The sequence below is a fragment of the Limnohabitans sp. Jir61 genome, assembly GCF_003063545.1.
Taxonomy (GTDB): Bacteria; Pseudomonadota; Gammaproteobacteria; order Burkholderiales; family Burkholderiaceae_C; genus Limnohabitans.
In genome coordinates this window covers 315,710-338,556 of sequence record NZ_NESD01000001.1, presented here as the reverse complement: position 1 = coordinate 338,556, position 22,847 = coordinate 315,710, and the positions used below count along the sequence as shown (strand labels likewise).

23 protein-coding genes and 1 tRNA gene are annotated in these 22,847 nt (G+C 49.0%); 13 read left to right on the top strand and 11 right to left on the bottom strand.

Annotated features, from left to right (window positions below; all coding sequences use genetic code 11):
- The first annotated feature begins 590 nt into the window (after nucleotides 1–590).
- Nucleotides 591–974, top strand: coding sequence for a hypothetical protein (locus tag B9Z35_RS01670; RefSeq protein ID WP_146178926.1), 384 nt, complete (start codon nucleotides 591–593; stop codon nucleotides 972–974).
- Between the two features lie 4 nt (nucleotides 975–978).
- Complete coding sequence (locus B9Z35_RS01665; protein WP_108281924.1) at nucleotides 979–1,338, top strand: polymer-forming cytoskeletal protein; 360 nt, start codon at nucleotides 979–981, stop codon at nucleotides 1,336–1,338.
- Nucleotides 1,339–2,182: 844 nt separating this feature from the next.
- Here the strand turns inward: B9Z35_RS01665 and B9Z35_RS01660 are convergent.
- From B9Z35_RS01660 to B9Z35_RS01645, 4 genes are all read right to left on the bottom strand, one after another.
- The gene (locus tag B9Z35_RS01660; protein WP_108281923.1) at nucleotides 2,183–2,743 is read right to left on the bottom strand and encodes a hypothetical protein; all 561 of its coding nucleotides are present in this window, start codon (nucleotides 2,741–2,743) and stop codon (nucleotides 2,183–2,185) included.
- A 123-nt stretch (nucleotides 2,744–2,866) separates the two neighbouring features.
- On the bottom strand, nucleotides 2,867–3,895 hold the full coding sequence (locus tag B9Z35_RS01655) for a tyrosine-type recombinase/integrase (RefSeq protein WP_108281922.1): 1,029 nt from the start codon (nucleotides 3,893–3,895) through the stop codon (nucleotides 2,867–2,869).
- Between the two features lie 80 nt (nucleotides 3,896–3,975).
- Entirely contained in the window at nucleotides 3,976–4,416 is a 441-nt protein-coding gene (locus B9Z35_RS01650) for a DUF6641 family protein (protein WP_108281921.1), read from the bottom strand.
- A gap of 105 nt (nucleotides 4,417–4,521) precedes the next feature.
- Nucleotides 4,522–4,944: a hypothetical protein gene (locus B9Z35_RS01645; protein ID WP_108281920.1), complete on the bottom strand. Its 423-nt coding sequence runs from the start codon at nucleotides 4,942–4,944 to the stop codon at nucleotides 4,522–4,524.
- Between the two features lie 84 nt (nucleotides 4,945–5,028).
- Here B9Z35_RS01645 and B9Z35_RS01640 point away from each other — a divergent pair, with 84 nt between their 5' ends.
- The gene (locus B9Z35_RS01640; RefSeq protein WP_108281919.1) at nucleotides 5,029–5,349 is read left to right on the top strand and encodes a hypothetical protein; all 321 of its coding nucleotides are present in this window, start codon (nucleotides 5,029–5,031) and stop codon (nucleotides 5,347–5,349) included.
- A gap of 585 nt (nucleotides 5,350–5,934) precedes the next feature.
- On the opposite strand, the gene B9Z35_RS01635 is transcribed toward B9Z35_RS01640, so the two are convergent.
- Nucleotides 5,935–6,210 carry a DUF6876 family protein gene (locus tag B9Z35_RS01635; protein ID WP_233246443.1) on the bottom strand — a complete coding sequence of 92 codons (276 nt, stop codon included), beginning with the start codon at nucleotides 6,208–6,210 and terminating at the stop codon, nucleotides 5,935–5,937.
- A gap of 354 nt (nucleotides 6,211–6,564) precedes the next feature.
- Here B9Z35_RS01635 and B9Z35_RS01630 point away from each other — a divergent pair, with 354 nt between their 5' ends.
- Nucleotides 6,565–7,131 (top strand): site-specific integrase, encoded by a 567-nt coding sequence (locus tag B9Z35_RS01630; RefSeq protein ID WP_108281918.1) that lies wholly within the window; start codon nucleotides 6,565–6,567, stop codon nucleotides 7,129–7,131.
- A 46-nt stretch (nucleotides 7,132–7,177) separates the two neighbouring features.
- On the opposite strand, the gene B9Z35_RS01625 is transcribed toward B9Z35_RS01630, so the two are convergent.
- The gene (locus B9Z35_RS01625) at nucleotides 7,178–8,485 is read right to left on the bottom strand and encodes a hypothetical protein (protein WP_146178925.1); all 1,308 of its coding nucleotides are present in this window, start codon (nucleotides 8,483–8,485) and stop codon (nucleotides 7,178–7,180) included.
- A gap of 3 nt (nucleotides 8,486–8,488) precedes the next feature.
- A complete protein-coding gene (locus tag B9Z35_RS01620; protein ID WP_146178924.1) occupies nucleotides 8,489–10,474 on the bottom strand; it encodes a hypothetical protein in 1,986 nt (661 codons plus the stop codon).
- Nucleotides 10,475–10,601: 127 nt separating this feature from the next.
- On the opposite strand from B9Z35_RS01620, the gene B9Z35_RS01615 reads away from it, so the two are divergent.
- Complete coding sequence (locus B9Z35_RS01615; RefSeq protein WP_108281915.1) at nucleotides 10,602–11,423, top strand: hypothetical protein; 822 nt, start codon at nucleotides 10,602–10,604, stop codon at nucleotides 11,421–11,423.
- A gap of 187 nt (nucleotides 11,424–11,610) precedes the next feature.
- On the opposite strand, the gene B9Z35_RS01610 is transcribed toward B9Z35_RS01615, so the two are convergent.
- Nucleotides 11,611–12,867: a VCBS repeat-containing protein gene (locus B9Z35_RS01610; RefSeq protein WP_108281914.1), complete on the bottom strand. Its 1,257-nt coding sequence runs from the start codon at nucleotides 12,865–12,867 to the stop codon at nucleotides 11,611–11,613.
- Nucleotides 12,868–13,429: 562 nt separating this feature from the next.
- Here B9Z35_RS01610 and B9Z35_RS01605 point away from each other — a divergent pair.
- The 4 genes from B9Z35_RS01605 (at nucleotide 13,430) to B9Z35_RS01590 (ending at nucleotide 17,265) form a co-directional block, all read left to right on the top strand.
- Nucleotides 13,430–13,514 (top strand) — tRNA-Leu (locus B9Z35_RS01605).
- Between the two features lie 48 nt (nucleotides 13,515–13,562).
- Nucleotides 13,563–15,008, top strand: coding sequence for a hypothetical protein (locus B9Z35_RS01600; protein WP_108281913.1), 1,446 nt, complete (start codon nucleotides 13,563–13,565; stop codon nucleotides 15,006–15,008).
- A 92-nt stretch (nucleotides 15,009–15,100) separates the two neighbouring features.
- Entirely contained in the window at nucleotides 15,101–16,222 is a 1,122-nt protein-coding gene (locus B9Z35_RS01595) for an NADH:flavin oxidoreductase/NADH oxidase (protein ID WP_108282775.1), read from the top strand.
- Nucleotides 16,223–16,263: 41 nt separating this feature from the next.
- Nucleotides 16,264–17,265 carry a tripartite tricarboxylate transporter substrate binding protein gene (locus tag B9Z35_RS01590; RefSeq protein WP_108281912.1) on the top strand — a complete coding sequence of 334 codons (1,002 nt, stop codon included), beginning with the start codon at nucleotides 16,264–16,266 and terminating at the stop codon, nucleotides 17,263–17,265.
- Between the two features lie 33 nt (nucleotides 17,266–17,298).
- Here B9Z35_RS01590 and B9Z35_RS01585 read toward each other — a convergent pair whose 3' ends face one another.
- Nucleotides 17,299–18,213: an NAD-dependent epimerase/dehydratase family protein gene (locus tag B9Z35_RS01585; RefSeq protein WP_108281911.1), complete on the bottom strand. Its 915-nt coding sequence runs from the start codon at nucleotides 18,211–18,213 to the stop codon at nucleotides 17,299–17,301.
- 34 nt (nucleotides 18,214–18,247) lie between these two features.
- Between B9Z35_RS01585 and B9Z35_RS01580 the strand changes: the two genes are divergently transcribed.
- The 4 genes from B9Z35_RS01580 to B9Z35_RS01565 are packed head-to-tail and all read left to right on the top strand — an operon-like array spanning nucleotide 18,248 to nucleotide 21,292.
- Nucleotides 18,248–19,279, top strand: a complete 1,032-nt coding sequence (locus B9Z35_RS01580) for a CDP-6-deoxy-delta-3,4-glucoseen reductase (protein ID WP_108281910.1) — start codon at nucleotides 18,248–18,250, stop codon at nucleotides 19,277–19,279.
- A 13-nt stretch (nucleotides 19,280–19,292) separates the two neighbouring features.
- Nucleotides 19,293–20,303 (top strand): tripartite tricarboxylate transporter substrate binding protein, encoded by a 1,011-nt coding sequence (locus B9Z35_RS01575; RefSeq protein ID WP_233246442.1) that lies wholly within the window; start codon nucleotides 19,293–19,295, stop codon nucleotides 20,301–20,303.
- Between the two features lie 5 nt (nucleotides 20,304–20,308).
- Nucleotides 20,309–21,085 (top strand): DUF2189 domain-containing protein, encoded by a 777-nt coding sequence (locus B9Z35_RS01570; protein ID WP_108281909.1) that lies wholly within the window; start codon nucleotides 20,309–20,311, stop codon nucleotides 21,083–21,085.
- Nucleotides 21,086–21,091: 6 nt separating this feature from the next.
- Entirely contained in the window at nucleotides 21,092–21,292 is a 201-nt protein-coding gene (locus B9Z35_RS01565; protein WP_104801216.1) for a DUF2788 domain-containing protein, read from the top strand.
- 17 nt (nucleotides 21,293–21,309) lie between these two features.
- Here the strand turns inward: B9Z35_RS01565 and B9Z35_RS01560 are convergent, their stop codons facing one another.
- Nucleotides 21,310–22,113: a phytanoyl-CoA dioxygenase family protein gene (locus B9Z35_RS01560; RefSeq protein WP_108281908.1), complete on the bottom strand. Its 804-nt coding sequence runs from the start codon at nucleotides 22,111–22,113 to the stop codon at nucleotides 21,310–21,312.
- 5 nt (nucleotides 22,114–22,118) lie between these two features.
- On the bottom strand, nucleotides 22,119–22,847 hold the full coding sequence (locus B9Z35_RS01555; protein ID WP_108281907.1) for an ABC transporter ATP-binding protein: 729 nt from the start codon (nucleotides 22,845–22,847) through the stop codon (nucleotides 22,119–22,121).

Sequence of the window (22,847 nt, the reverse complement as noted above, 5' to 3'; positions counted from 1 at the left end):
AATAAGTAAATATGCGGGTAGCAGCAAGGTTACAAAAAATTGTCCTTCACGCTGTGCAAAACCAACCCGCTAAATTCTCAAACTGTTACTGGCTAGTTACTGGAATAGTTCACACATTTGGTGGATTAGATTTTCTGTAGAGCACCTGTGCGATGAGCCTGCATGACGACCCAAGACGCTGTTTTTGGCGGGGGGCATGGAGTACCCCTCGGAACTGATTTAGGCGCTCAAAAATCGTGTTTTAGGCTATTCCATGAATCATTTAATTTTTCATGGGTAGTTAGTTTCTTTTCTGGCGCTGACCCGGAGACTATTGATGAGTGGCTGAGGATTGAGCACCCCAGTTTGTTCTTGCAGCTTGCACGCTAGCAGCAAGTACCCGATTTGCGTTTGCTTCAAGTTCTAGCCCAAAGCGCACAGCGTAATTTCTACTGTTGCGCAGGGCAACCTGAGTCCGAGCAAATGGGCTGGACTTTCTTGCTAACAATGAATTCAATTTAGTCGTCAAAGCTCCCAATAGCTAGCAATTGATTAAACAGCCATAATGCACTATCTGCTTATTTTTCGAGCAGGGGACTGAATCGCCATTTATGCTCAAGTCATTCAAACCCCCTGTTACTTTGCCACTAGTAGTTACTCATTACTACGAACCAACAGCATTAAATTTATTAGCACTTGTTGGCGGCAGCCGAACTGCCCATCAAATGTTTCTTTCACATCAAATTAGGTTGATCAACACCATACTTGGCTCATTGCGAGGTCTGCTTGGCAAGCAAGTTTTAGAAATAGCCCAACAAAATCGATTTTTAACTGCACCTGATTTTGATCATTTGTGCGTAATTACGAAGCGATTAATGCATGCTGAAATTATTGATGAGTCAACAAAAGAAAAACTTGATGATGAACTTTTCAGAATATTTCGAACCATGTTCCCTGACTTGACACCACAGCACTTAATCAACTCCAACGAATAAAACTATGAACGAACACCTACAACTTCCGATTGATCAATCACAAGACACACACAAAGCAAATGATTTAATTATCGGCAAAGGCGTTAGCTTTACTGGTTCTGTGGTTGTCCCAAATAGAGCAGTAATCAACGGGTCGTTTAATGGAGAGTTGACTGCTCGTGAACTTATCGTGGATGCTGATGGTGTTATGTCAGGTACTTGTACTGCCACGGATATTCAAGTCAAAGGTGAGTTGAAATCAACAGTTTTTTGTAGCAATTTGTTAACCATTCACTCGACTGGTCACTTAGAGGGCTCCATGGAATACGGTGAACTAGTCATTGAACGCGGCGGCAAGTTTGCTGGCACGATGAAACAACGCTAATTTCTAAAAATAGTAAAAAAAGCCCTGTTGGCAATCTAAATCGTATCGACAAAATGGACGCACGGCGCGGCAGGGGGTACCAAGCAGATTGACTTGAATTACTGATGGTTGATAGTTCAGCTCGATCTTGCGCTGCTAGTTCTATACATTTCCACTAAAGCTAGTCTAAATTTATAGACTTAGAGGACTACGACATCCCCTCTTCTGTCGCCATGTCGGTTTAACCGACATCTTTACGCCACCCCACAAGTTTTCCCATTTGGTGCCGATACATAGATCAGTGGCACGCCATCTTGGGTGATGGCAGCCAGATTAACCGCTCAGTTAAGTGATGAATCCGCGTGTGGTCGGCAACGTCAGGCTCCGTGGCAGCAGAGTTCTTCAGGGTTTAAGAAAAGTGGACCCTCGCTGAACTGAGCCATCAGAAAATTTTTGAAACTAAAAAACAGGCTGGCAATGAATTCACGGGGAGATTTTTCATTTATGGGACGAAATCTGTGTCATAATATCGGTCTTCTCTCCCGTGCCCGGGTGGTGAAATTGGTAGACGCAGGGGACTCAAAAAAGTAATACTTGCGATTTACTTCACGGTTTGCAACGGTATCCGCAACGGTTACTTTTTCTGTATTGCAAACTGTACAAAAAATCCTGTCTTAACGCTGCAAATGACCATTTAACGCAAGTTGGTAGACCGTTGGCACTCGACTGGCAAACACCCACGCCCCTCCCCCTGCAAAAACTGTAGAGCCACTGTGCAATGACAGCTATTGGGCAACAAATGCTCATTGCACTGGCAGGTTGATGGAATGAAATTTCTAGCCGCAATGGAAGAAATTGCTAGGGCTCAGTTACCTTGGGGCAAGATCTTTTTGGCGATTTCAGAGTAATAGTCCAAGCCCATACGAGCAAGCTCATGCGGCAGCTTCGTCTCAATGGCATGTCCTAAATGCTGCGTTGGCACTTCAAAGTGGTTGCCGCAGCTACTAACTGGGATAACCACCAAATGCTCTGGGTGGAACTTGATTTCCACATTGCCACTTGTGACAAGCCCATGAGTCTGGCCTGAGCCATGAATGACACCTCGCACAATAGTTGCACCACCAACACCACCAGTGATAGTTGTTTTTGCAGCTTCAACAGCGACAACTTCGCGAATTGAGTGTTCATGGCTATCTCTTGCCTGCTTAAGGTATTGAAGCAACTTATCTTTTTTTCTCAAGTGCTCAACTGTGCTGACGTACTTTTGACCAACTTTATTGACGTTGCAATAGTCATGCAATTTGTTCCAAGCTCGGTCAAGGTAGTGAAGGTAATCAATCCACGCTTTCTCATAACGCTCCACGTCTTTGGCATTGAGCATTTCATCCAAAGCCTCAGCGGCCCAGAGAAATTCAACTAGTTTCATAACTTTCCCAACCAAGAGTCGAAATATAGGAGTTCACTATGTGAATGTAATTAGTCTACTCAACACAAATTAATGGGTGCGACACAGCCACACATCAGTTCGATGGTGGCTATAGGGGTCGAACTAGATTTCGACTCGCTTTATGACAGCTAGCTTTTGTTCTAGCGTGTAGCCCACTGTCCCGTACGAATTAAATTCAGAACCACCGCTGTGATGCCCTGTAATGCTCTCAGCCAACCGAGTTGGGATGTCATTGCAAGCCTTCATTCGATCAATGAGTGCGTGACGAAACATGTGGGTTCTAAAGTTCAAATCAAGCAAGCACTTGTTCATAGTGGCAGAGCAGGTGGTGCTCCCGTTGTAACGAGCGTAATGAGGGACAAACCATTCGCTGCCTTCGTCAACTGCAAGTGCATGGAGCTTTTTGGCAGCTTGAAGTGAAACGCCAACTAACGGGACACAACGAATACTGGACTTAGTTTTACGGTCGGACAGTGAGTTTTTGCGAATCCACAAATGCGGTATTTCATGGTCAAGCACACAGTCTTCAAGCCTTGCAAAGATAGGCTCGGACAAGCGAAGACCCGTATTGAGTTGAATTAATCCAATAAGTCTGTAAGGCGCATCGTGGCTAAGCAAGCGTTGTTTGACGGACTGAAGCAGCTCAGGCGTGATGGTTTCCATGTGTCGCTTGATGTCCCCAACGCCATGTATGTACATCGCGCGGAATGGACTCAAGCGATCAATGTCCAAGTGTCTGAATGCCAAGTTCAGTACAGCGTTCAATGTGGCGAATTGCTTGCGAACACTGGTTGGGTTTAAACCACGAGCTAGCTGGGCATCGCGGAACTGTGTGCCATGTATGTGGCGAAGTTCATCAAGTGGTAAGTCCCCAAACTGGGCTTGAAAGTAATTGAAGTTGCGGGTGGCGTTTTCAGTGAACTTGCGACGAGCTGGCGCATTGCTCTCACGCATATAAATCTCAAATGCAGTGGCAAAGGTCGGCTTGCTGATAATGCCTTTTGAGTTGATGTGGTTGGCAATCAATTCAGCAAGTAAGTCTTCGGGAAATTCAATACCTTTAATATTTACTCGACGACTCAGGCGTGTGTTGATGAATGTGCTCGGGGATGTTTGGATCTCGTAGGTCATAAACTCTCAAAAAAAAGACTCTACTGTTGCCGAATGCAACGCTGCACCCAGCAATTGCTGAGTGCATTCCCACATGCTATTTACTTACCAAAGCCCTCGCGGAGCTTGATAGACGCAGTTTCGATAGCGGCATCTAACTCACCACTCAAAGCGATAGTCTTGAGTGCTTCTAGGGTGGGCACCAACTCTTTATCGCTGGCTACCTCGATTGCAAACTTCCCCTTGGCCAGTTCCAACATACGTGCGCCATAACGAATGTTGATAGCCATCTTGCCGTTGTCAGTAGCAAACCACCATTGCTTAACTCGTTTAGTTGACTCCACTAACTTGCGAACGCCTGTATCAGGATCAACGACGCTACGAAATTTAACAGCTGCATAACTATCGCCATTTTGCTGCGCCCTAGCTAATGCCACTTGTTCAGCAAGTGCCTTGACCATCTTGGCTCGGCGAATTAGGACACCAGTAACAGTAGTTGCTTTTTGTGCTGTTGACAGCTTGAGACTTGCGAGAGTTGCCATGTGCTTTTCCTTTCAAATGTTGATAAAGCACAGGTAAGTATGTGATCGAGAGCATTGACCGCGCAACCTGAAACCCGCCAGATTGGCGGGATATTCTTAAAGAGCTTAGATTTCGTATTCGGCAAGACTTACATGCCAAAAGTTAGCTTCGTTGACTGCACGCAGTGCAATTGCTAAAAGTGGGAAAGTGCCCTTTGCCCCTTGTTCGTAAGCAATTCCGTGGTCATCATCGTCTAGTGACCATATGTGCCAATCGTCACCGTGCTTGTGCATACAGAAATAAACACCACTTACACCATCAGCATCTAGTTGATGCAGCTTTAAAGCCATCAAGTTAAAAAACCACTTGCAGTCGGGACGTGATGCGAGAACCTTTACGGCGTTGGTGATGTGTACATCTTGGAAATAAACATTCAACGCACGAATGTTGTCCTGCCTATCCATCTGCTGCACTATCTGCTGCGTTTCATCGTTAGCAGTCCACTGCCTTCCCTCGTTTGTGTTGGTTTCGAATTCAATAAATCTCATATAAGTATTTATTGACTGCCGTGAAATTACCTAACTTTTGATTAGAAAAAACATGGTTTTATTTGGTGCGGGATAAATATTTGTATGAACAAATACAAGAACTTCAAAGACGATGCATTGACGGCAGATTGGTTGCGTGACAACGGAATGAATCATCGAACTTTTGACACCATCAAACTAAACGTTGTTAGAGCACAAAGAATGGCGCATAAATTACTTTCACAACACAGAGAATTTCTAAGTGTTAAGCAGCTTTACTCTCTAGTAGAGTTTGAAAAGAATTGCTGCAACAGACGCACTAGGGATCGCATAACCGATGCATCATGTTTCAGTGTGATGAACATCAACACAAGCGTAATTCGAAAAATGGCAGAGAAAAAACGAAAAATTAAAAAGAAAAACTAAACCCAAAGCAACAATAGCTAACAAGCAAAACAGCAGAAAAACCACTGCTCAAAAAAGGGTAAAAACGCGGGTTGTAATATGACGGCTAATGGCCCCGCACTGCACATGCCTTTGCATTACATGTGACCAACAGTGGAAGCCGAGGAGTTGCTGCACACGCTGCAGATTGCAAGTTTTAATACATACGTCTTGCGTAAAACTCTAATGCATTCGTGCAGTACGACTCAACTCACTCAGATGAAACTTCACGACGATGGCTATGCGTTTGGTTTTGACCAGCGTATAGCCGTCGTATGGCCAATCTAATCTATCTAGATGAACCTAATGCATCTCATGCAACGCAAGCGTCGCATTCGACTCCTACTACTTCAAATCAATAAAATTCATGTGCGAAGTGAAACGCAGAATGCGTTTCATGCAAGCACAAGTGAGCAACGCTCACTTCAAAATCAGAGTTAGCTATACGTCAAGCTTAGAGATATGGCATGCCACGACCAAGTTAACCTAGTACTCACTTGTTAGCATCAGCACCCAATAGTCACCTGACCAGCAAGCAAATAAAGTTATTTCGAGCATTGGAAAGTCTTAGTATGGGATTCGTTGGGAGGCAATGTCTTTGTAATTTCCATCTGTCAGCGATAGCACTGCTGAAGAATTTTTCACTTCAAGCGAAGCTGCCACAAAGTGCTCTCGATTAATGAGTGCTGGTAAGTAGCTGGCAATCGCATCTATCAACCAGTACGCTTCTGCGTACTCTGCAAGGTATTTGGCTCCATCTGTAAGCACTACACGTGGGGCATGCAGGTGATATGCGGTTGTACCTGTAAAAAATCCAAGTTGTTTAGGGTCAAAGTGTTTCATGCACACAGTTTTTTTTCAGCTGCACAAACTTGCGACCTGTATTTGTGCGGCACAAACAACACGTCAAATCAGCCCTACAAGCAACGATCTTTGTAAAGCAGCATGTAGATGGCGGGAGCAAGAAAAAACGCTGCTACGTTGCTTTATGCAATCGCAGCAGCGTTGTCGCTTTTGTCCCACAGACCACTTGGGATGCTGGTAAATACAAGCACTTAAGAAAATCACACTCTTCTTTTCAGCGTTGATTCCATTAAGAATTTTTCAACCCACCAGTGCATCGGGTTTTGGTCGCTTCTATTTGTTTAAGAAAACACACTTGCTCGTGCGTTTTTATTTATACAAAGGACACAACAAATGGCACAAGCAAAAACCCTCACCCCAGCAGAACTTGAACAAGTTCTTGCATACATTGCATCACGCAAATTTGCACTACGAAATCGCATCATGCTGCTAACTGGCTACTGGTCAGGTATGCGTGTTGGCGAAATTGCAAGTCTCAAAATAAGCGATGTAATGAATACAGATGGGACCGTTAAATCTGAAATTCGGTTAACTGCCGAACAAACTAAAGGGCGTCAACCGCGTACTGTCTTCGTTTCGCAAAAGTTACGCGATGAATTGCAACACTACATAGACCTACGTCAGCCCGTCAATGTGACTCACCCCTTGTTCATTACAGCAGGGCGAAAAGGATTCACTTCTAATGGCATGACGCAGCACTTTTTCTGGTTATTTAGAAATGCGGGCATTGCGGGTGCAAGCAGCCACACCATGCGCCGTAGCTTCATCACTAACTTAGCCGCCAAAGGGGTTGGCGTTCGTGTGCTGGCAAGTCTTGCAGGTCATCGCAGTATTGCAGTCACTCAGAAATACATTGATGTGAATGACGATATGAAACGCAATGCCGTTGAACTGATATGAAAAAAGCTAACTCTCATTTTGAGAGTTAGCTAATAAGGACGAATCATCACAAACAATACGGCGCGACCTTGTCTAACAGAGCCTTGTTGTTTTCCAATTCAATCGTCCAGTCACCTGTCATAGTGAACAAGTGTTTGATCAAGTCAAAACATTGCAAGTAGTCTGCTGGAATGCGATTTGCATTTCGCGCAACAACAATGTCATTGGCTTGTTTGAATGCATCGAGATAAACCCAAATGTTGTGATTAGTAAGCAATGCATTGCTTAAACTGTCGTATTGACGGTTTTGCCACATACCAGCCTGTACGCACAGTTCATTCACCATCAACACCTTGCCCAGCGGGCTTTGTTGATGAGGAAATGACACAGTGCAATTGGCATTTGCATATGAGGGCTGCTGCGGTGCATTAACCTTTTTAATAGCCCATGAAGCTGTTGAATTGCCAAAAGCTGGAGTCAATGCAACATCTTCAAAACGGCCACCATCCAAGAACGGACTGCTAGAGTCGAAACTAACCTTCAATGCCGGATTGGTGTGACGCAAACCTTCTTGAATAGAAGTCAATGCCACTGCCCAAAATGGAGTTGAAACGCCCAGCACATGTAACCAGTCTTGGCCAGCATCAAATGCGTTCTTATCACGCATCATCAACAAAATGGCAAGCATATTGAACAATCCACCAGCCATTCCTGCTGAACCTGCCATTGCCCAACCACCCTTTCGGAACCATTTAACTTGATCCCACCAAGCGAATGCGTCAACAACTGTTGGGCCACCTTGAATGACGTTGAGCCATTTAACGTGCTCAGGACTGAATGCATCGATGTAATGAAGATTTTGAACCGTCATTGCAATCAATTCTTGAGGGCTGCACAAATGAAATGGCGAATTGACACCTTTACTTGCACGGGCCCACAAGGGCATGTCAATCGTCATCGCATAGTCACATTCCGACGATAACCAGCTTGTGATCCATGCACGTGCAGCAGACTCATTGCGCCATGCTGCAAGTGCATCAGCGGCTTTCATCTGCTTGCTTTGAACGTATTTCAAGCCTTTTAAAGTCCCTTTGCCAATTTGATAGCCGCCGCTATCACCAACCAATGTGCTTTGGCTGCGATTTGCCGTGTTGATTGCACTATGAGGTGCTTTACCAACTGAATACTGCCCAATACTGTGCAGCATATACCTGTAATGCCAGAGATTGTTTGGCTCCCAAAACATCAAGTCTTTGGGCATCAAACCAGATGGAAATCGACGCCCCTGCGGCAAGGGACTGGCTACTGTTGAGATATAACCGGTGTTAACCGCAGGGAGGTAGATTGCATAGTTAGTGTTATGCAATGCTTCCATTTTTTACTCCAACATTTCCGCTTCAGTTTGATAAGAAGGGTCATCCTCCGGAGACGCTTGATTACGCACCAGTTGATACTTCGTAAAGCCTGTCGAATAACGTTGACCCGCCTCGCTTGCGAACGGAACATACAACTCGTAGATAGCAGCATCCGTTTCATACGAAATTTTCAGGAAACCTTCTAAGACTTGCAGGACGACATCGTTAACTAGAGGCAAATCACCCAAGGCGTGCATTGCCATTGCAAAGTCTTTGCTCAAAACAGTACAAGGAGTGCCATAGTTAGGTCCATCCAAAATAGGAACAGGAACCGTCAAGTCGAAGTCGTAGTCCGCCCCCTTCTTAAAAAAGTTAACTTGAACAATGCGGCGTTTGAACTCCAGCTCCAAAACAGTTTGGTGTGGGCGTTTGATGTGTTTTCCATGGCTTTCCACCCAATTGTTAGTAAAGCAAGCGTTGAACTCTTGAATCCATGAAGGGCTTACTGTGCGTTCCCACAGCGGCGCTTTATTGTTCAAGTCAGCAACGTCAACTTGACGGAATGACTCTGCTTTTGTTAACTCAGCATCCATGATCACATTGATACGATCTTTTTTTGAGTCTTTATCAGTCGCAACAGATTCCAAAACCAGCTGATGCGAAAAACTTGTGCCATTTGCAGGGAATATGTCTTTGTCATCCAAATCTTCCAATTTGTAGGATTTGAACATCCGAGGGCTGATGACTTTCAACTCCAGATCACGTCGCGCAACAGACGACAATTGCAAATCGTAATCAACCTCTTCAATGACTTGCTCTTTGGGTTTCGCAACAGTCACCAAACAACTGTCTGTACGGATCGAGCTCAACAAAAATTGACCCTCAGATGATTTGTAGATGAGGCGGCGTGCAATATGACGCTTCTCGCCATCTTCGAATTTCCCCGCCTCTTCGATCAAGTGCATGTATGTGTGTTGCAACGAGTTAGGTAGGCACTGCGTTGCTACGGTTTCTGCAATCACACGCAAAGATTTAGGAAACGAGCTGAAATCGCCGCTGTATTGCTTTGCAAGCGATTGATTGATCAACGCTGTGTCTGTGATCTGGTCAACTACAGCGTATTGACCATTGTGTGTTTTGCTGATCAATACCAGTGAGCAATTGTCTTTATTCAAGACAACGTTTGCAGGAAAGCTCGCAGTTGGATATGAGGTGGAGTTCTGAATGTGCTTCAAGCCCTCTTGTGCCAGTTTTGCAATCGTTTCTGCATCTTGAGTTACTGCAGCTTTACACAACTTAAGATCGGAATCAAAGTCTGATGTGTTTTCATCAGTCGCCGCTTTCATAGTATCAATCAGGCCGCTGATACCGCCTTTACCCTCCACAAAGGCGACCAATTGATCCACAGTGTTGACTGCATACTTATGCGGATTGGCGTTGTACTCATTCAAAATGACATTCATCGCACGAGAGTTGCGGTTGTATTTGTTAGTCATCACGCTGGATTTACCGACACCTTCCCATACCGTTGCAAGCAAAGGTGCGAAGTTGATGCCATGATCAACTTTCTTTTTGAACGATTTACTCAGTTTTGAAGTGCAGATCGTGTCCAAGTAGCCTTGGATCAAATGCGCCTTAAGCCAGAACAGCACCAATTCAACCAAGTGCATGTAATGTGACTTGTTGCTAAGCTTGTACTGTTTTTCAACATTAGCCGCAGATTGCTTCATGTTGTCCAGCTCCACATCCATTGCCGCCGCCTGCTGCTTCACTGCGACCTCATCGGCAACATAGTCACCAGCAATGAATGAGCTGTCATCAGTAGCTGCAACATTCACATTAACTGCCGCAACCGCGTTATTCGGCGCAATAGAAATGTTAGATGCTTGAGACGAAATCTCATTTTGAGAGTTATCGACATTAGAATGAGATACAACTTCGTTACAGCTTGTATTTACGTTGCTGTCAAAGTTAGATTGATTTTCGATTGCAGTTTGGATCGTTTCCATTTTGTTTCCTTTATTCCGGCAAGAACGGGGTTAAAAAAGGTTGGTTTGTTCTCAGCCGGTAAGGAAATTATTTGGATAGGGTCAATTCGCTTTGCAGGTAATTGAGCGTTTCACCAACTCCCTACAGATGACCAATAAGTTCTTTTACAAGGGACTCCCCCCTGAAGATCGGACATTTGGGCAGCATCCTGAGCAAGCTGCCCGTCTTGCTCGTGGAACCTTATACGAAGCATGGTTTGACACCCTGCAATCATCGCCTTGGTATCAGGAAATGGAACGTACAGGCGAGTTCAAAAGTGATGAAGCTAAAAAAAATTGGCTAGATTTCGGCAATCTGCAAAAGACTAACTTCGAGCAGTGGTGGAACGAAAAAGGGTTCCAAATATTTGCCGAAAAAGTTCCATACACTGAAATTCAGAACATAAGCATCAAAGTAGAGCATGGTGATGATGACAACCTGCCGCCAATGCTTAAGCTTGAAATTCCACTAAACCTCGATCCAAAGCTACTCAAACTCCAGTTTGAGAAAATCCTGCGTGAGCATGAAAATTATGTTGATCGCTTTGATCGTTGGAGATTCAGCACGGCCCCAGTTCACCAATCTGGCGAAACAAAAATTACCTATGCATCAATCTCTAGATGGTTGAAGGTTTACTCGGATTGGACTCGCTCAAAAGCATTGCGTCCTAAATTAGCCATGTGGGAGTTTGCACTCGAACACAAGCTGTGTCCTGAATTGTCACGTCAGTATGGTGGCGGGGTTATCGTGCCACCACCTGAAAGGCGAACCTTAACTAATTCAGTTAGCGATCCATTGAAATTGGCAAGAAGACTTATGGCCAACGCAACTGAAGGAGTTTTTCCTTCTACGGATGATCACCCTTGGGTAATTGATCATGAGAAGAACTCAGCCACTGGCGAAGATATGTTTTTTAATCGCCCGAACTAGATGTAAAGCTAGTAAGTAGCGTTGGGAACTCTCATTTTGAGAGTTGCAGAATGAAAAACGCACGATGAGTTAGATCGTGCGTTCTTGACCTTCATATATCGTTATCCAATTAAATTGGACTTGAAATAACGAAATGCTCATTAATGAAGCTCGTTAATTTTTATTAGGAAATTAAAATCTTTCAACATTACTGCAATAGTTTTGTATAAAAATTTCCATTTACATATTGCATCATATAAATCTTATTTGAATTTCTATTCATATATACTAAACCAGTCTTAATACTCCAGTCAGCAACTCCAGGGCGTCCTCCAGCTTCGGTTGCCATAGTATCAAAACTACTCTTCCCAAATAGAGTCCATGCGCCCGCATTTAACTTATACAGCTGTGCATCACCATTTGGTGCATCGAACATCAGATAGTCTTGACCCGCCAAATTCGTTTTAAATATTGAATACTGATTATTTGTACTGCTATCAATCGTATATGCATATGCAAAGCCTCCATTACCATCATTGAGCCAAACCTCTTTAACGCCAGCCACACCTCCTGCAATTTGATTAAATACCATCACGAAGTCAATATACCCATCGCCATTAACATCTAATGCTTGCGAATTTATTAGGTCATTAGCTACGTTTGAATGACTTGTAACACCGATTGCGTTAATCAAGTTTAAATTTGAGTCTAGAACTGAAATGTAAGAACTGTATCCGGCTACACCAGCTGTATTTCCTTGCAAGATTGCAAAGTTGTTACTGCCCGGATCTTTTACTACACTGCACGTAGCTCCTGCTGTTACTTGAGAACTAGGAATAAAAGTAAATGTTCTGTTATGGTTATTCAAATAATAACCACTAGTTGTTTGGCCAAAAACGTAAGCGCCACGAACAATCATATCTAAGTAACCGTCGCCATCCATATCAGCTAAGCATGCGCCATGGCTATCTAGCCCATCCGTAAAATCCTGTCTTGTGTATTTTCCTGTTGTCCCCCACAACATTACGCTATTTGCAGTGCAACCACCTACACAACCATCGTTAAATCCAGGTATCCAAATATCAGCGCGACCATCATGATCGAAATCGGAAATAAATAATCGCTGACTTCCTGAATACACACTGTTATCTAATAATGCAGTTGTCTTTTCAGTTAGGGTACCGTCTGTATTTTGAATGAAAATCGTTACATTTGCTGTATTGCTTGGACCATTCCATCCTCCAAAGACAACATCATCAAGGCCATCACCGTTCAAATCGCCAACAACCCAATTACTTACGCCAGCATAAAGACCGCTTTGGTTATTTACTGCTGAAATTGATGAAGTAGGACTTCCGCCAGAACTTCCACTTCCACTTCCGGAGCCGCCACCACCACCACCACCTCCACCGCAAGCAGCAAGAAGTGCAACCAAAACAAAAACAGCAAGATTTTTTGCGTTCATAGCCAATCCCTGGATAATTACTCGTCTTTTTGACAATAAATTATTATTAGGTGATTCGTAACTAATTTCCGACTAGTGATTACGCTTAGTTTTCAATCTTTACAAAGTTATCAATCTGGATTGCGTTCATTTGGTAGGCTTTTTTTCCATAAATCGTCCTATTTCAATAGGTCTCAGATTGAATTGAATTGAATTGAATTCTAGGGTCATAGTTAGTTTTTAATTATTAACAAACCTTATTTGCTAACAAATTCGGTACCGAGTTTTTAAGCCACCTGAGCCCCATCAAACTCTCATTTTGAGAGTTTGGCCTGAACCCGCACAAACGCTAGCCACCCTATAGATGCAGAGGACTAAATCATCCCTGCACCTACGGCCACCTCTCAAGCCTGCCCCGCTCGCGCCGATACAACAGACAAGCATGCCCCCAAAGGGTCCAGCACTATCCGACCACTGCCCACCCCATCCTGATAGCCGCCCACAACACACCATGACGCAAGTTTTCTCACCGCCAGCCCGAACGATGAAAAATCTGTGTCATAATATCGGTCTTCTCTCCCGTGCCCGGGTGGTGAAATTGGTAGACGCAGGGGACTCAAAATCCCCCGCCGCGAGGCGTGCCGGTTCGATTCCGGCCCCGGGCACCATCGGTAAAGCTTTACCGTCCTGACTCGATAGCGACGCTTTCAGACCTTATGAATGACGACGACTTTTCCGGCTTAGTCAGAAGTGGCTCAAAGCACAGTGTTTCGGTTTCTGAGCACACTGGCAATGCTAAAAATCCCAAAAACATCGTTACTTCTGACGCTGAAGAGACTGAAGCGCGCAAACGCGCGTTTGAAGACAAAGCCTTAGCTGCACTAGAAGCTGAAAAGGCTTTAGCAGCTGCACTGGCCGAACACACAGAACATATCGCCACAGACGATACAGCCGAAGACGCGAACATCCAAAAAATTGCAGCGGACAAAGCCGCTCAAAATCGCCAAGCCATTGCTGCAGGTGCTACGGCTCCAGCTAACGTTCAAAGCGTCTCAACAGACGTACTCGACACCAACATCCAAAACATTGGCACAGACAGCATCCAAGCCAATGTGCAAAACATCGGCGCCGACAAAGGCATTGCAGCCAATGTGCAAAACTTGTCTACAGATGCCATAGCGGCGAACCTACAAAACGTTGGCAACGGCAACATAGCTGCCAACAAGCAAAACATCGCGGGCGAGAAAGCCATTGAAGCTAATCGCCAAGGCATCCCTAACGATGTCATTGCAGCCAACCAACAAAACGTGGGTGGCGGCAACATTGCGGCTAACAAGCAAAACATCGCAGGCGAAAAAGCCATTGAAGCCAATCGCCAAGGAATCCCAACAGATGTGATTGCGGCCAACGTACAAGACATTGGCGGTAAATCAATAGGCGCTAACAACCAAGCGATTCCCGAAGATTCCCTCGGACTTAACCGTCAAGGCATCGACAACGGCCCAGCAGCTGCGGCCAATTTGCAAGCCCTACCCCAAGACAATTTGGCACCCAATCGCCAAGCACTAGGCAAGGATGGGGACACCAAAAATACCGCCAGTATTGCTACGGATGCCACAGGCAAGAACGAGCAACAGGTGGCCAAGCTTGGTATTCAAGCCAACAAGCAAGCTCTGACCCCCACACCCGGCTTCACACCCAATAACCAAGCTGTGGGGACAGATGCAGCTTCACTTAACCGACAAGCCGCACCGCAAGATGCGCCGCCCGGCCCCAATCGTCAAGGCGTAGACAACGGCAAAATTGAATCCCACTTTGAACAGCTGCCTTCCGGCGGCGTTGTGCGTAACAAAGTGGACTTCCCAACAGCTACGCCTAGCAGTGACTCACAAACCGCGGCCAACTTTGCTGCATCCGCTGCCACAAAGACAACAGCAGCGCCATCAGCACCCCGTGTGCCTTTGACAGCGGCCGAGCAGCAACGACTCGCCAAGCTCAAGCGCGAACAAATGCACGATGCCTTTCATGGCCGACTCGCTGGCATCAAACACAACGTGGATGCGCTGAACAACCGTTTGACTGACTTTGAAGACAAAGTTCACAAAGAAGACGGTAAGCTTGAAAAAGGCAACCCCGAAGATTTCAATATCGACCTCGATTAGGGCCTTGTCACCCAGATGCCACGCTTTTGGCATCACCCTGTTTACGATGCATGCCTGCCACTTCCGCAGGCATTTTTGTTTTTGGAGTTCCCTTGAGCCACCTCTTTTCTGAATTCACCCTCACTTCGCCACGCGGCCCATTGAATTTGGCCAACCGCGCCATCGTCGCCCCCATGTGCCAATACTCGGCCGACAACGGCCAAGCCACCGACTGGCATTTGATGCATTGGGGCAGCTTGCTCAACAGCGGCGCAGCCATGTTCATCATCGAGGCCACAGCCGTGGTACCTGAAGGTCGCATCACGCCTTTGTGCTTAGGTCTCTGGGATGACGCCACTGCTGCAGCCTTAAAAGACAAATTGCACCGCGCACGCAAATTGGCTCCCAATGTCCCCGTGTGCATTCAGCTCGCTCACGCGGGACGCAAAGCATCGAGCGCAGCACCTTGGCAAGGTGGCCAGTTGTTGGCCCCAGCACAAGGCGGCTGGACCACAGAAGCACCCTCTGCCATCCCGCACTTAGCGCAAGAAACCGCACCACATGAGCTAGATGGCAAAGGCCTTGAGCGCATCAAACAAGCCTTTGCCAAAGCCGCGCAACGCGCAGAAGCGATGGGCATTGAAGCCATCGAGCTGCATGGCGCACACGGCTATTTGTTGCACCAATTCTTGTCGCCGATCGCGAACCATCGCACCGATACCTATGGTGGCAACTTTGACAACCGCACACGCTTCCCCATGGAAGTTTTTGAGGCCGTACGTGCGGTGTTTAAAGGCTCGTTGGGTATGCGCATCTCTGCGTCTGACTGGGTGGATAACGGCTGGACACCTGAAGAAACGGCCGACTTCTCTCTGCGCCTCAAACTCGCAGGCGCAGACTTTGTGCACATCTCATCAGGCGGCGTGGCTGCGCAACAAAAAATTGCCATCGGCCCCGACTACCAAGTGCCCTTCGCCAAGTTGGTCAAGCAAAAGACAGGCATGCCCACCATCACGGTTGGACTGATCACCGAGCCCCAACAAGCCGAGGACATCTTGGTGCGTGGCGACGCCGATCTAATTGCACTAGCCCGCGCCTTCCTCTACAAACCCCGCTGGGTGTGGGAGGCAGCTGCCGCTTTGAACGGCAAAGTACAAGCCAGTCCACAGTACTGGCGTTGTATGCCGCGTGAAGCGCAGGGTATTTTTGAAGCAGTGCAAATGGGTCAGCGCTAAAAACTAAAAGCCAAGAATAAACAACAAACAGGAGACAAGGTATGAAGCACATCACACGCAGCAAACTCAATGCCACATTGCTCGCCGCCACCGTCGTCACCACAGGCGCACTCTTCGCGCCAATGGTCGCGCATGCACAAGCCGATGCTTACCCCAGCAAGCCCATCACCTTGGTGGTACCCAATCCACCCGGCGGCTTGGTGGACACGTCCGCCCGCTTGGTGAGCGAGCCTTTGTCTCGCGTCATCGGGCAATCGGTGGTGGTAGACAACAAGCCAGGTGGCAGCGGTAACTTGGCCTACTCCACAGTGGCACGCAGCGCTAAAGATGGCTACACCGTGTTGGTGTCCTACTCGGGCTATCACATTGCCAACCCCATCCTGATGGACAAACTGCCTTGGGACTTGAAAGATCTCACGCCCATTGGCCTGATCACAGTGGCCACCAACGTGATTGCGGTGCACCCGTCCGTCCCCGCTAACAACTTGAAAGAGTTCATTGCATGGGCCAAACAAAACCCAGGCAAGCTCAACTACGCCTCGCAAGGCAATGGCTCGGTGTCGCACATCGGCACGGAAATCTTCAAACAACAAACCGGCATTGACATGACGCACGTGCCCTACAAGGGTTCAGGCCAAGCCATTCAAGACGTGTTGGCGGGTCAAGTGCAAGTGTTCATCAGCACGCCCCCCTCGGTGATGGGCCATGTGCAAAGCGGCAAGCTCAAGGCTTTGGCCGTCACCGGCAAAACACGCCACCCACAGCTGCCCCAAGTACCCACTGCAGCAGAGGCTGGTTTGAGTGGCTTTGAGTTGGAGTCATGGGTCGCTTTGTATGTGGCCAGCGGCACACCCAAAGACGTGGTGCAAAAGCTGTCGGCTGATGTGAAGCGCAGCATGGAACTGCCTGAGACCAAGCAACGCGCCGATGCCGCTGGTGTGGAAGTGCGTTACCTCACGCCAGAAAACACCACCAAGCTGCTAGACCGCGACACTGTGAGCTGGGCCAAAGCCATCAAGGCGGGCAACATCAAGTTTGATTGATGCCTGTGCGGGCGACTTGGAGAACAAGCCGTTTCACCTCAAACCATCTTCGACCTGCGCATAGCGCAGCTGCAAACGCAGCTCGCGCTTCATGCGCTTGTTCACCATGCGGCGCGACTCGCTCATGAAACTCAGCTGCATCGCCGGCAGCTCGGTTTGCGCTTGCGTTCGGCCGATGCGTGGAGGCTTGGGCAAACCATACAAGCCTGCCGCCATGTCAAAGTAATCACCCATCAAGAGTTGGCTGTCGTCATTCACGTTGTACGTGCGTTGCGGCTTGCCGTACCACAGCGCCAACTGGCAGGCGCGCGCCAAGTCATCGGCATGGATGTGGTTGGTGAACACATCATCCTCACGCGCCAACACGGGCGTGCCGCGCAGCAAACGCTCACGCGGTGTGCCGCCCTCGCGGTCAGACGCATAGATGCCGGGAATACGCAACACACTCACGCGCACAGCGCTAGAGCGCAAACGCCCTAAATGGCGCACACGCGCTTCGGCATCTACACGGCGTTGCGCTCGGGGCGTGATGGGGTTGACCATCCGACTCTCATCCACCCACGCGCCTGCACAGTCGCCATACACGCCACTGGTCGAGCCATACACAACGCTGCGTGGCGCACTGCGGCGCATCAATAAACGAGTAAGCGCCAAAGTCCGCGGGTCTGTGCTGCCCTGCAAGGGCGGCGGGGCCAAGTGCAGCACCCTCGTCGCCCAACCTGCCAAGCGTTGCAGTGAAGCTGGTTCATCCAAGTTACCCACCACAGGCGTCACGCCTTGGGCACGCAAGGCCCCCACTCGCTCAGGACTGGAGGTGAGCGCGACCACACGCACATGGCGCTGCACTCGCACCAAGCGCTGGCCCACATCACCGCAACCGATGATGAGCAAACGCTCGCGTTTGAAGCGAGAAGGCAAAGCGCCGAGGGGGAATTGATTGGAAGGCAAAATACACCCTATAAAAGTTCAAGGATACCCAAAGATGAGTTTCAACATCACGGTCCAACCCAGCGGCCGCGCATTCACCGCCACTTCTGACGAAACCTTGCTGGCTGCTGGCCTGCGCCAAGGCATCGGCCTGCCCTACGGCTGCAAGGACGGCGCATGCGGCTCTTGCAAGTGCAAAAAGATTTCGGGCGAAGTGACGCACGGCAAACACCAAGAAAAAGCCCTCAGCCCTGAAGAAGCGGCCAACGGCTTTGTCCTGACCTGCTGCGCCACCGCGCACAGCGATGTGGTGTTGGAATCTCGCCAAGTGGTGGAAGAAGGCGCGTTCCCCATCAAGAAGATGCCCGTGCGTGTGGTCTCGCTGGAGAAAGCCTCGCACGACGTGATGATCGTCAAGCTGCAACTGCCCGCCACCGACCCGATGAAATTCCATGCAGGCCAGTACGTTGACTTTTTGTTGCGCGACGGTGACCGCCGCAGCTACTCGATGGCCAATGCACCGCATACCTTTGTCGAAGGCTCACCCGCGATTGAGCTGCACATCCGCCACATGCCCGGCGGTAAGTTCACCGACCACGTGTTTGGTGCGATGAAAGAAAAAGAAATCCAACGCATCGAAGGCCCACAAGGCAGCTTCTTCTTGCGCGAGGACTCTGACAAGCCTTTGGTGTTCTTGGCCTCTGGCACAGGCTTTGCGCCTATTAAAGCCATTTTGGAGCATATGCACCATAAGGGCATCACACGCCCTGTGACCCTCTACTGGGGTGGCCGTCGCCCTGCCGACCTCTACATGAACGACTGGGTCCAAGCTCAAGCCGCTGCCATGCCCAACCTCACCTATGTGCCTGTGGTGTCTGATGCCCTGCCTGAAGACAACTGGACCGGCCGCACAGGCTTTGTGCACGCTGCTGTATTGCAAGACCACGCCGACCTCAGCGGCTATCAGGTTTACGCCTGCGGTGCGCCCATCGTGGTGGATTCGGCCCGCGCTACTTATACGCAAGCAGGCTTGCCATCGGACGAGTTCTATGCAGACTCGTTCACCTCTGCGGCAGACAAAGCCTAAACACTGGCAATTCATGCAAGATCTCATCGCCTTCACTTGCCGACACCTGTGCCGTTTGTTACCTGTGATGGCGAGTTTGGCTGCAGGGTCTTGCATTCCTATTGCTCAAGCTCAAAGCTTTCCTAATAAACCCATCCGTTGGCTCGTTGTTGCACCTGCAGGATCGTCACTCGACGTCATTGCGCGGGCGATGCAAGACAAGCTCAAAGACAACTTGGGCCAAACCGTAGTCATCGAAAACAAACCCCAGGCGGGCGGCACACTAGGCACCAACGAGGTGGCCAAGTCAGCCCCCGATGGCTACACGTGGGTCATGTCCTACAACGGCCCCTTGTCATTTGCGCCCCACCTTTATCCAAAGCTGCCGTATCAGCCGCTCAAAGATTTGCAGCCCGTGATGACCACCACATCACAGCCCAATGTGATTGCGATCAATGCCCAAGTACCTGTGAGCACAATGCGCGAAGCCATCGCGTTGATGAAAGCCGCCCCCGGCAAATACAACTTTGCGTCGGTAGGCAACGGCAGTTCGTCGCACTTGACGATGGAATACATCAAGGCGGTGACCAACACCTATTCGGTGCACATCCCCTTCAACGGCAGCCCACCGGCCGTGATGGCCACCATGTCGGGTGAAACGCAATTCATGGTTTCAGTGCCAACAGCCATTGCGCCGCAAGTGAAACAAGGGCGTTTGAAATATTTAGCCGTCACCAGCGCACACCGCTATCCGCTGTTGCCAGATGTACCAACCGTTTCAGAAAGCGGTGCGCCAGAGCTCAAAGGCTTTGAAGCCTTAGCCTGGAACGGTGTGTTGGTCGCTGCTGGAACACCACGCGCTGTAGTGGATCGCATCAACAGCGCCTTGAATGACGCCATCCACGATGCAGCCGTCAAAGACCGACTGAAAGCCGCTGGCTTAGAACCTGTTGGTGGAACGCCTGAACAATTCGCTAAATTGATTCAAGACGAATCCGTCAAATGGGCCCCCATCATCAAACGCTCTGGCGCGCGTATAGACTGAGTCACATGAACCTGATCACACCACACCCCGATCTCGAAGCCAAAGACATTGAAATGTCTAGGCCCCTCCACTGGCTTGCGCTGGCTTGGAGAGACATGGAGCGCTGCCCTACGGCAGGCGTCACGCATGGCTTGATCTTGGCGCTGGTTTGCGCTGGCTTATTTTGGTTTGCGCGCCATGAGTTTTGGTGGATTGCAGCCATGCTGTCTGCATGCATGATCGTGGCCCCTTTGTTGGCCATGGGCTTATACGACATCAGTCGCCGCTTGGAACGCGATGAAGAAGCCACCTTGGCCGATGCATTTCGCGTTTGGACATGCGGCGACAGGCGCATTATCAAATTTGGTTTTCTATTGGCCTTGTGCAGCGGTGCTTGGCTGGTATGTTCGGCCGCCTTGGTGCACTGGATGCTGCCCGCCAGCGTTCACACCCCTGCCGATTTTGTACGCTTAGTGGTGTTGCAATCACACTTTGGTTTGTTTGAGATGTGGGTGCTCATGAGCGCACTCATTGCCGCACCCATGTTTGCTTCTACCTTGGTGACCATCCCGCTGCTCATGGATCACCCCATGCTCACACTGCAACAAGCGGTGCTCACCAGCTGGCGCGTGGTGTCCGTCAACCCTTTTGCGATGGCCTGCTGGGCTGGGCTGTTGTGTTTATTTACTGCGCTGGGCATTGGCTCAGCGTTCTTAGGTTTGTTAGCTGTGGTGCCGATGCTCGGCCACGCCAGCTGGCACGCCTATCGGGACTTGGTCTCTTATGACCCCACGGTCCACTGAGTTTTTATGACAGAAGAACAATTCGCCCAATTCGGGCTGACCTTTGGCGTGGGCGGCTTCATGCTGTACATGCTGTTCATTATTTTTCAGCTCGCACGTGAATCCAAAGCAGGCAAGTTCGGCACCTTTGTGTTGTTCTTGGTACTTGCGTTTGGCATGCTGGGCTTTGTCGCCAAACAAGTCTTGATTTGGATGATGGAAGGCTAAACCCGTTCCCACGCACACTAACGATGTCCAACTTGGAAATCGTTGTGACCCGTTTGATCTTGCCCACGTAACAGCCACAAAGGCCGAGTGCCAAAACTCACGGGCACACCTGACTTGCCATCGACTGGGCGCAAGTTGCGATCAAACAAAGAACTGCCGGGCATGAAACGCAAGGCCACACCCGTGCGGCGTTGCGTCGATGTGTTGGCTTTCGCGCCGTGAATCATGTACACGTCATGCATGGACATCTCGCCTGGCTGCAACTCTAAGTCCACCGCCTGAGCTTCATCAAACGTGCCAACGGCCATACGCTGGTTCAACACCACATCTTGGCGATCTTCGTGCAAATGCTCATGCAATGTCTTGTTGCGATGCGAGCCGGGAATGACACGCAAGCATCCGTTATCACGCGTGCTGGGTTCGAGCGCTACCCACACGGTGCAAGTAGCCAAAGGACGAATGGGCCAATAGTGACCGTCTTGATGCCAAGGCGTCTCGAAGCCTTCGCTGGCAGGTTTACAAAACACGTGACAGCCCCACAAGATGATGTCTGGGCCAATCAATTGCTCCACCAAGTCCACGATGGGTGGATGCATCGCGAGTTCTAAAAACCGTTGACTGCCATGCACGCCTTCGTCATTGCGACCTTCGATGTGCGCACTCACAAGTTTTTCAGGACGAACGCCTGGGTTGTTGGCAATCAGGGTGTTGAGTGCAACTTGCAACGACTGCAACAGCTCTGGCTCCAGTCGGTAGCGTGGTATCACGTAACCCTGCGATTGGTAATGCTCGATGTCATCAGAACTCAGTCGCAGGCTCATGGTCGTCACTCCCCTAAATAAGCGGCCCGCACCTTCGGATCATGCAGCATCTCATGCGCATCACCACTCAGGGTAATCAACCCTGACTCCATCACATAGCCACGATCGGCAATTTGCAGTGCACGGCTGGCGTTTTGCTCTACCAACAAAATCGTCACGCCTTGCCCTGACACTTCTTGAATCACTTCAAAAATTTTGTCCACCATGATGGGTGACATGCCCATCGAAGGCTCATCGAGCAACAGCACTTTTGGGCGACTCATCAACGCACGGCCCATGGCCAACATTTGTTGCTCACCACCCGACATCGTGCCCGCCAATTGATCGCGACGTTCTTTCAAACGCGGAAAGGTGGTAAACACACGCTCAATGTCTTCGGCAATGGCTGCGTTGTCATCGCGGATGTACGCACCCATTTGCAGGTTCTCCACAATAGTCATGCGGGTGAACACGCCACGGCCTTCTGGGACCATCGCTAGGCCTTGTTGCACCAAGTCCCAAGGGCCTTGTCTGTCAATCGTTTTGCCAGCCAATTCAATGTGGCCACCACCTAAGGCCAACAGCCCGGTGATGGCTTTCATGGTGGTGGTTTTTCCTGCGCCGTTAGAGCCGATAAGCGAAACCAACTCACCTTCGCGCACCTCTAGGCTCACGCCTTTGACGGCTTGAATGCCGCCATACGCCACCTTCACATCGTTGACGCTCAACAGCACGGCTGCGTTGTCATGTTTCAT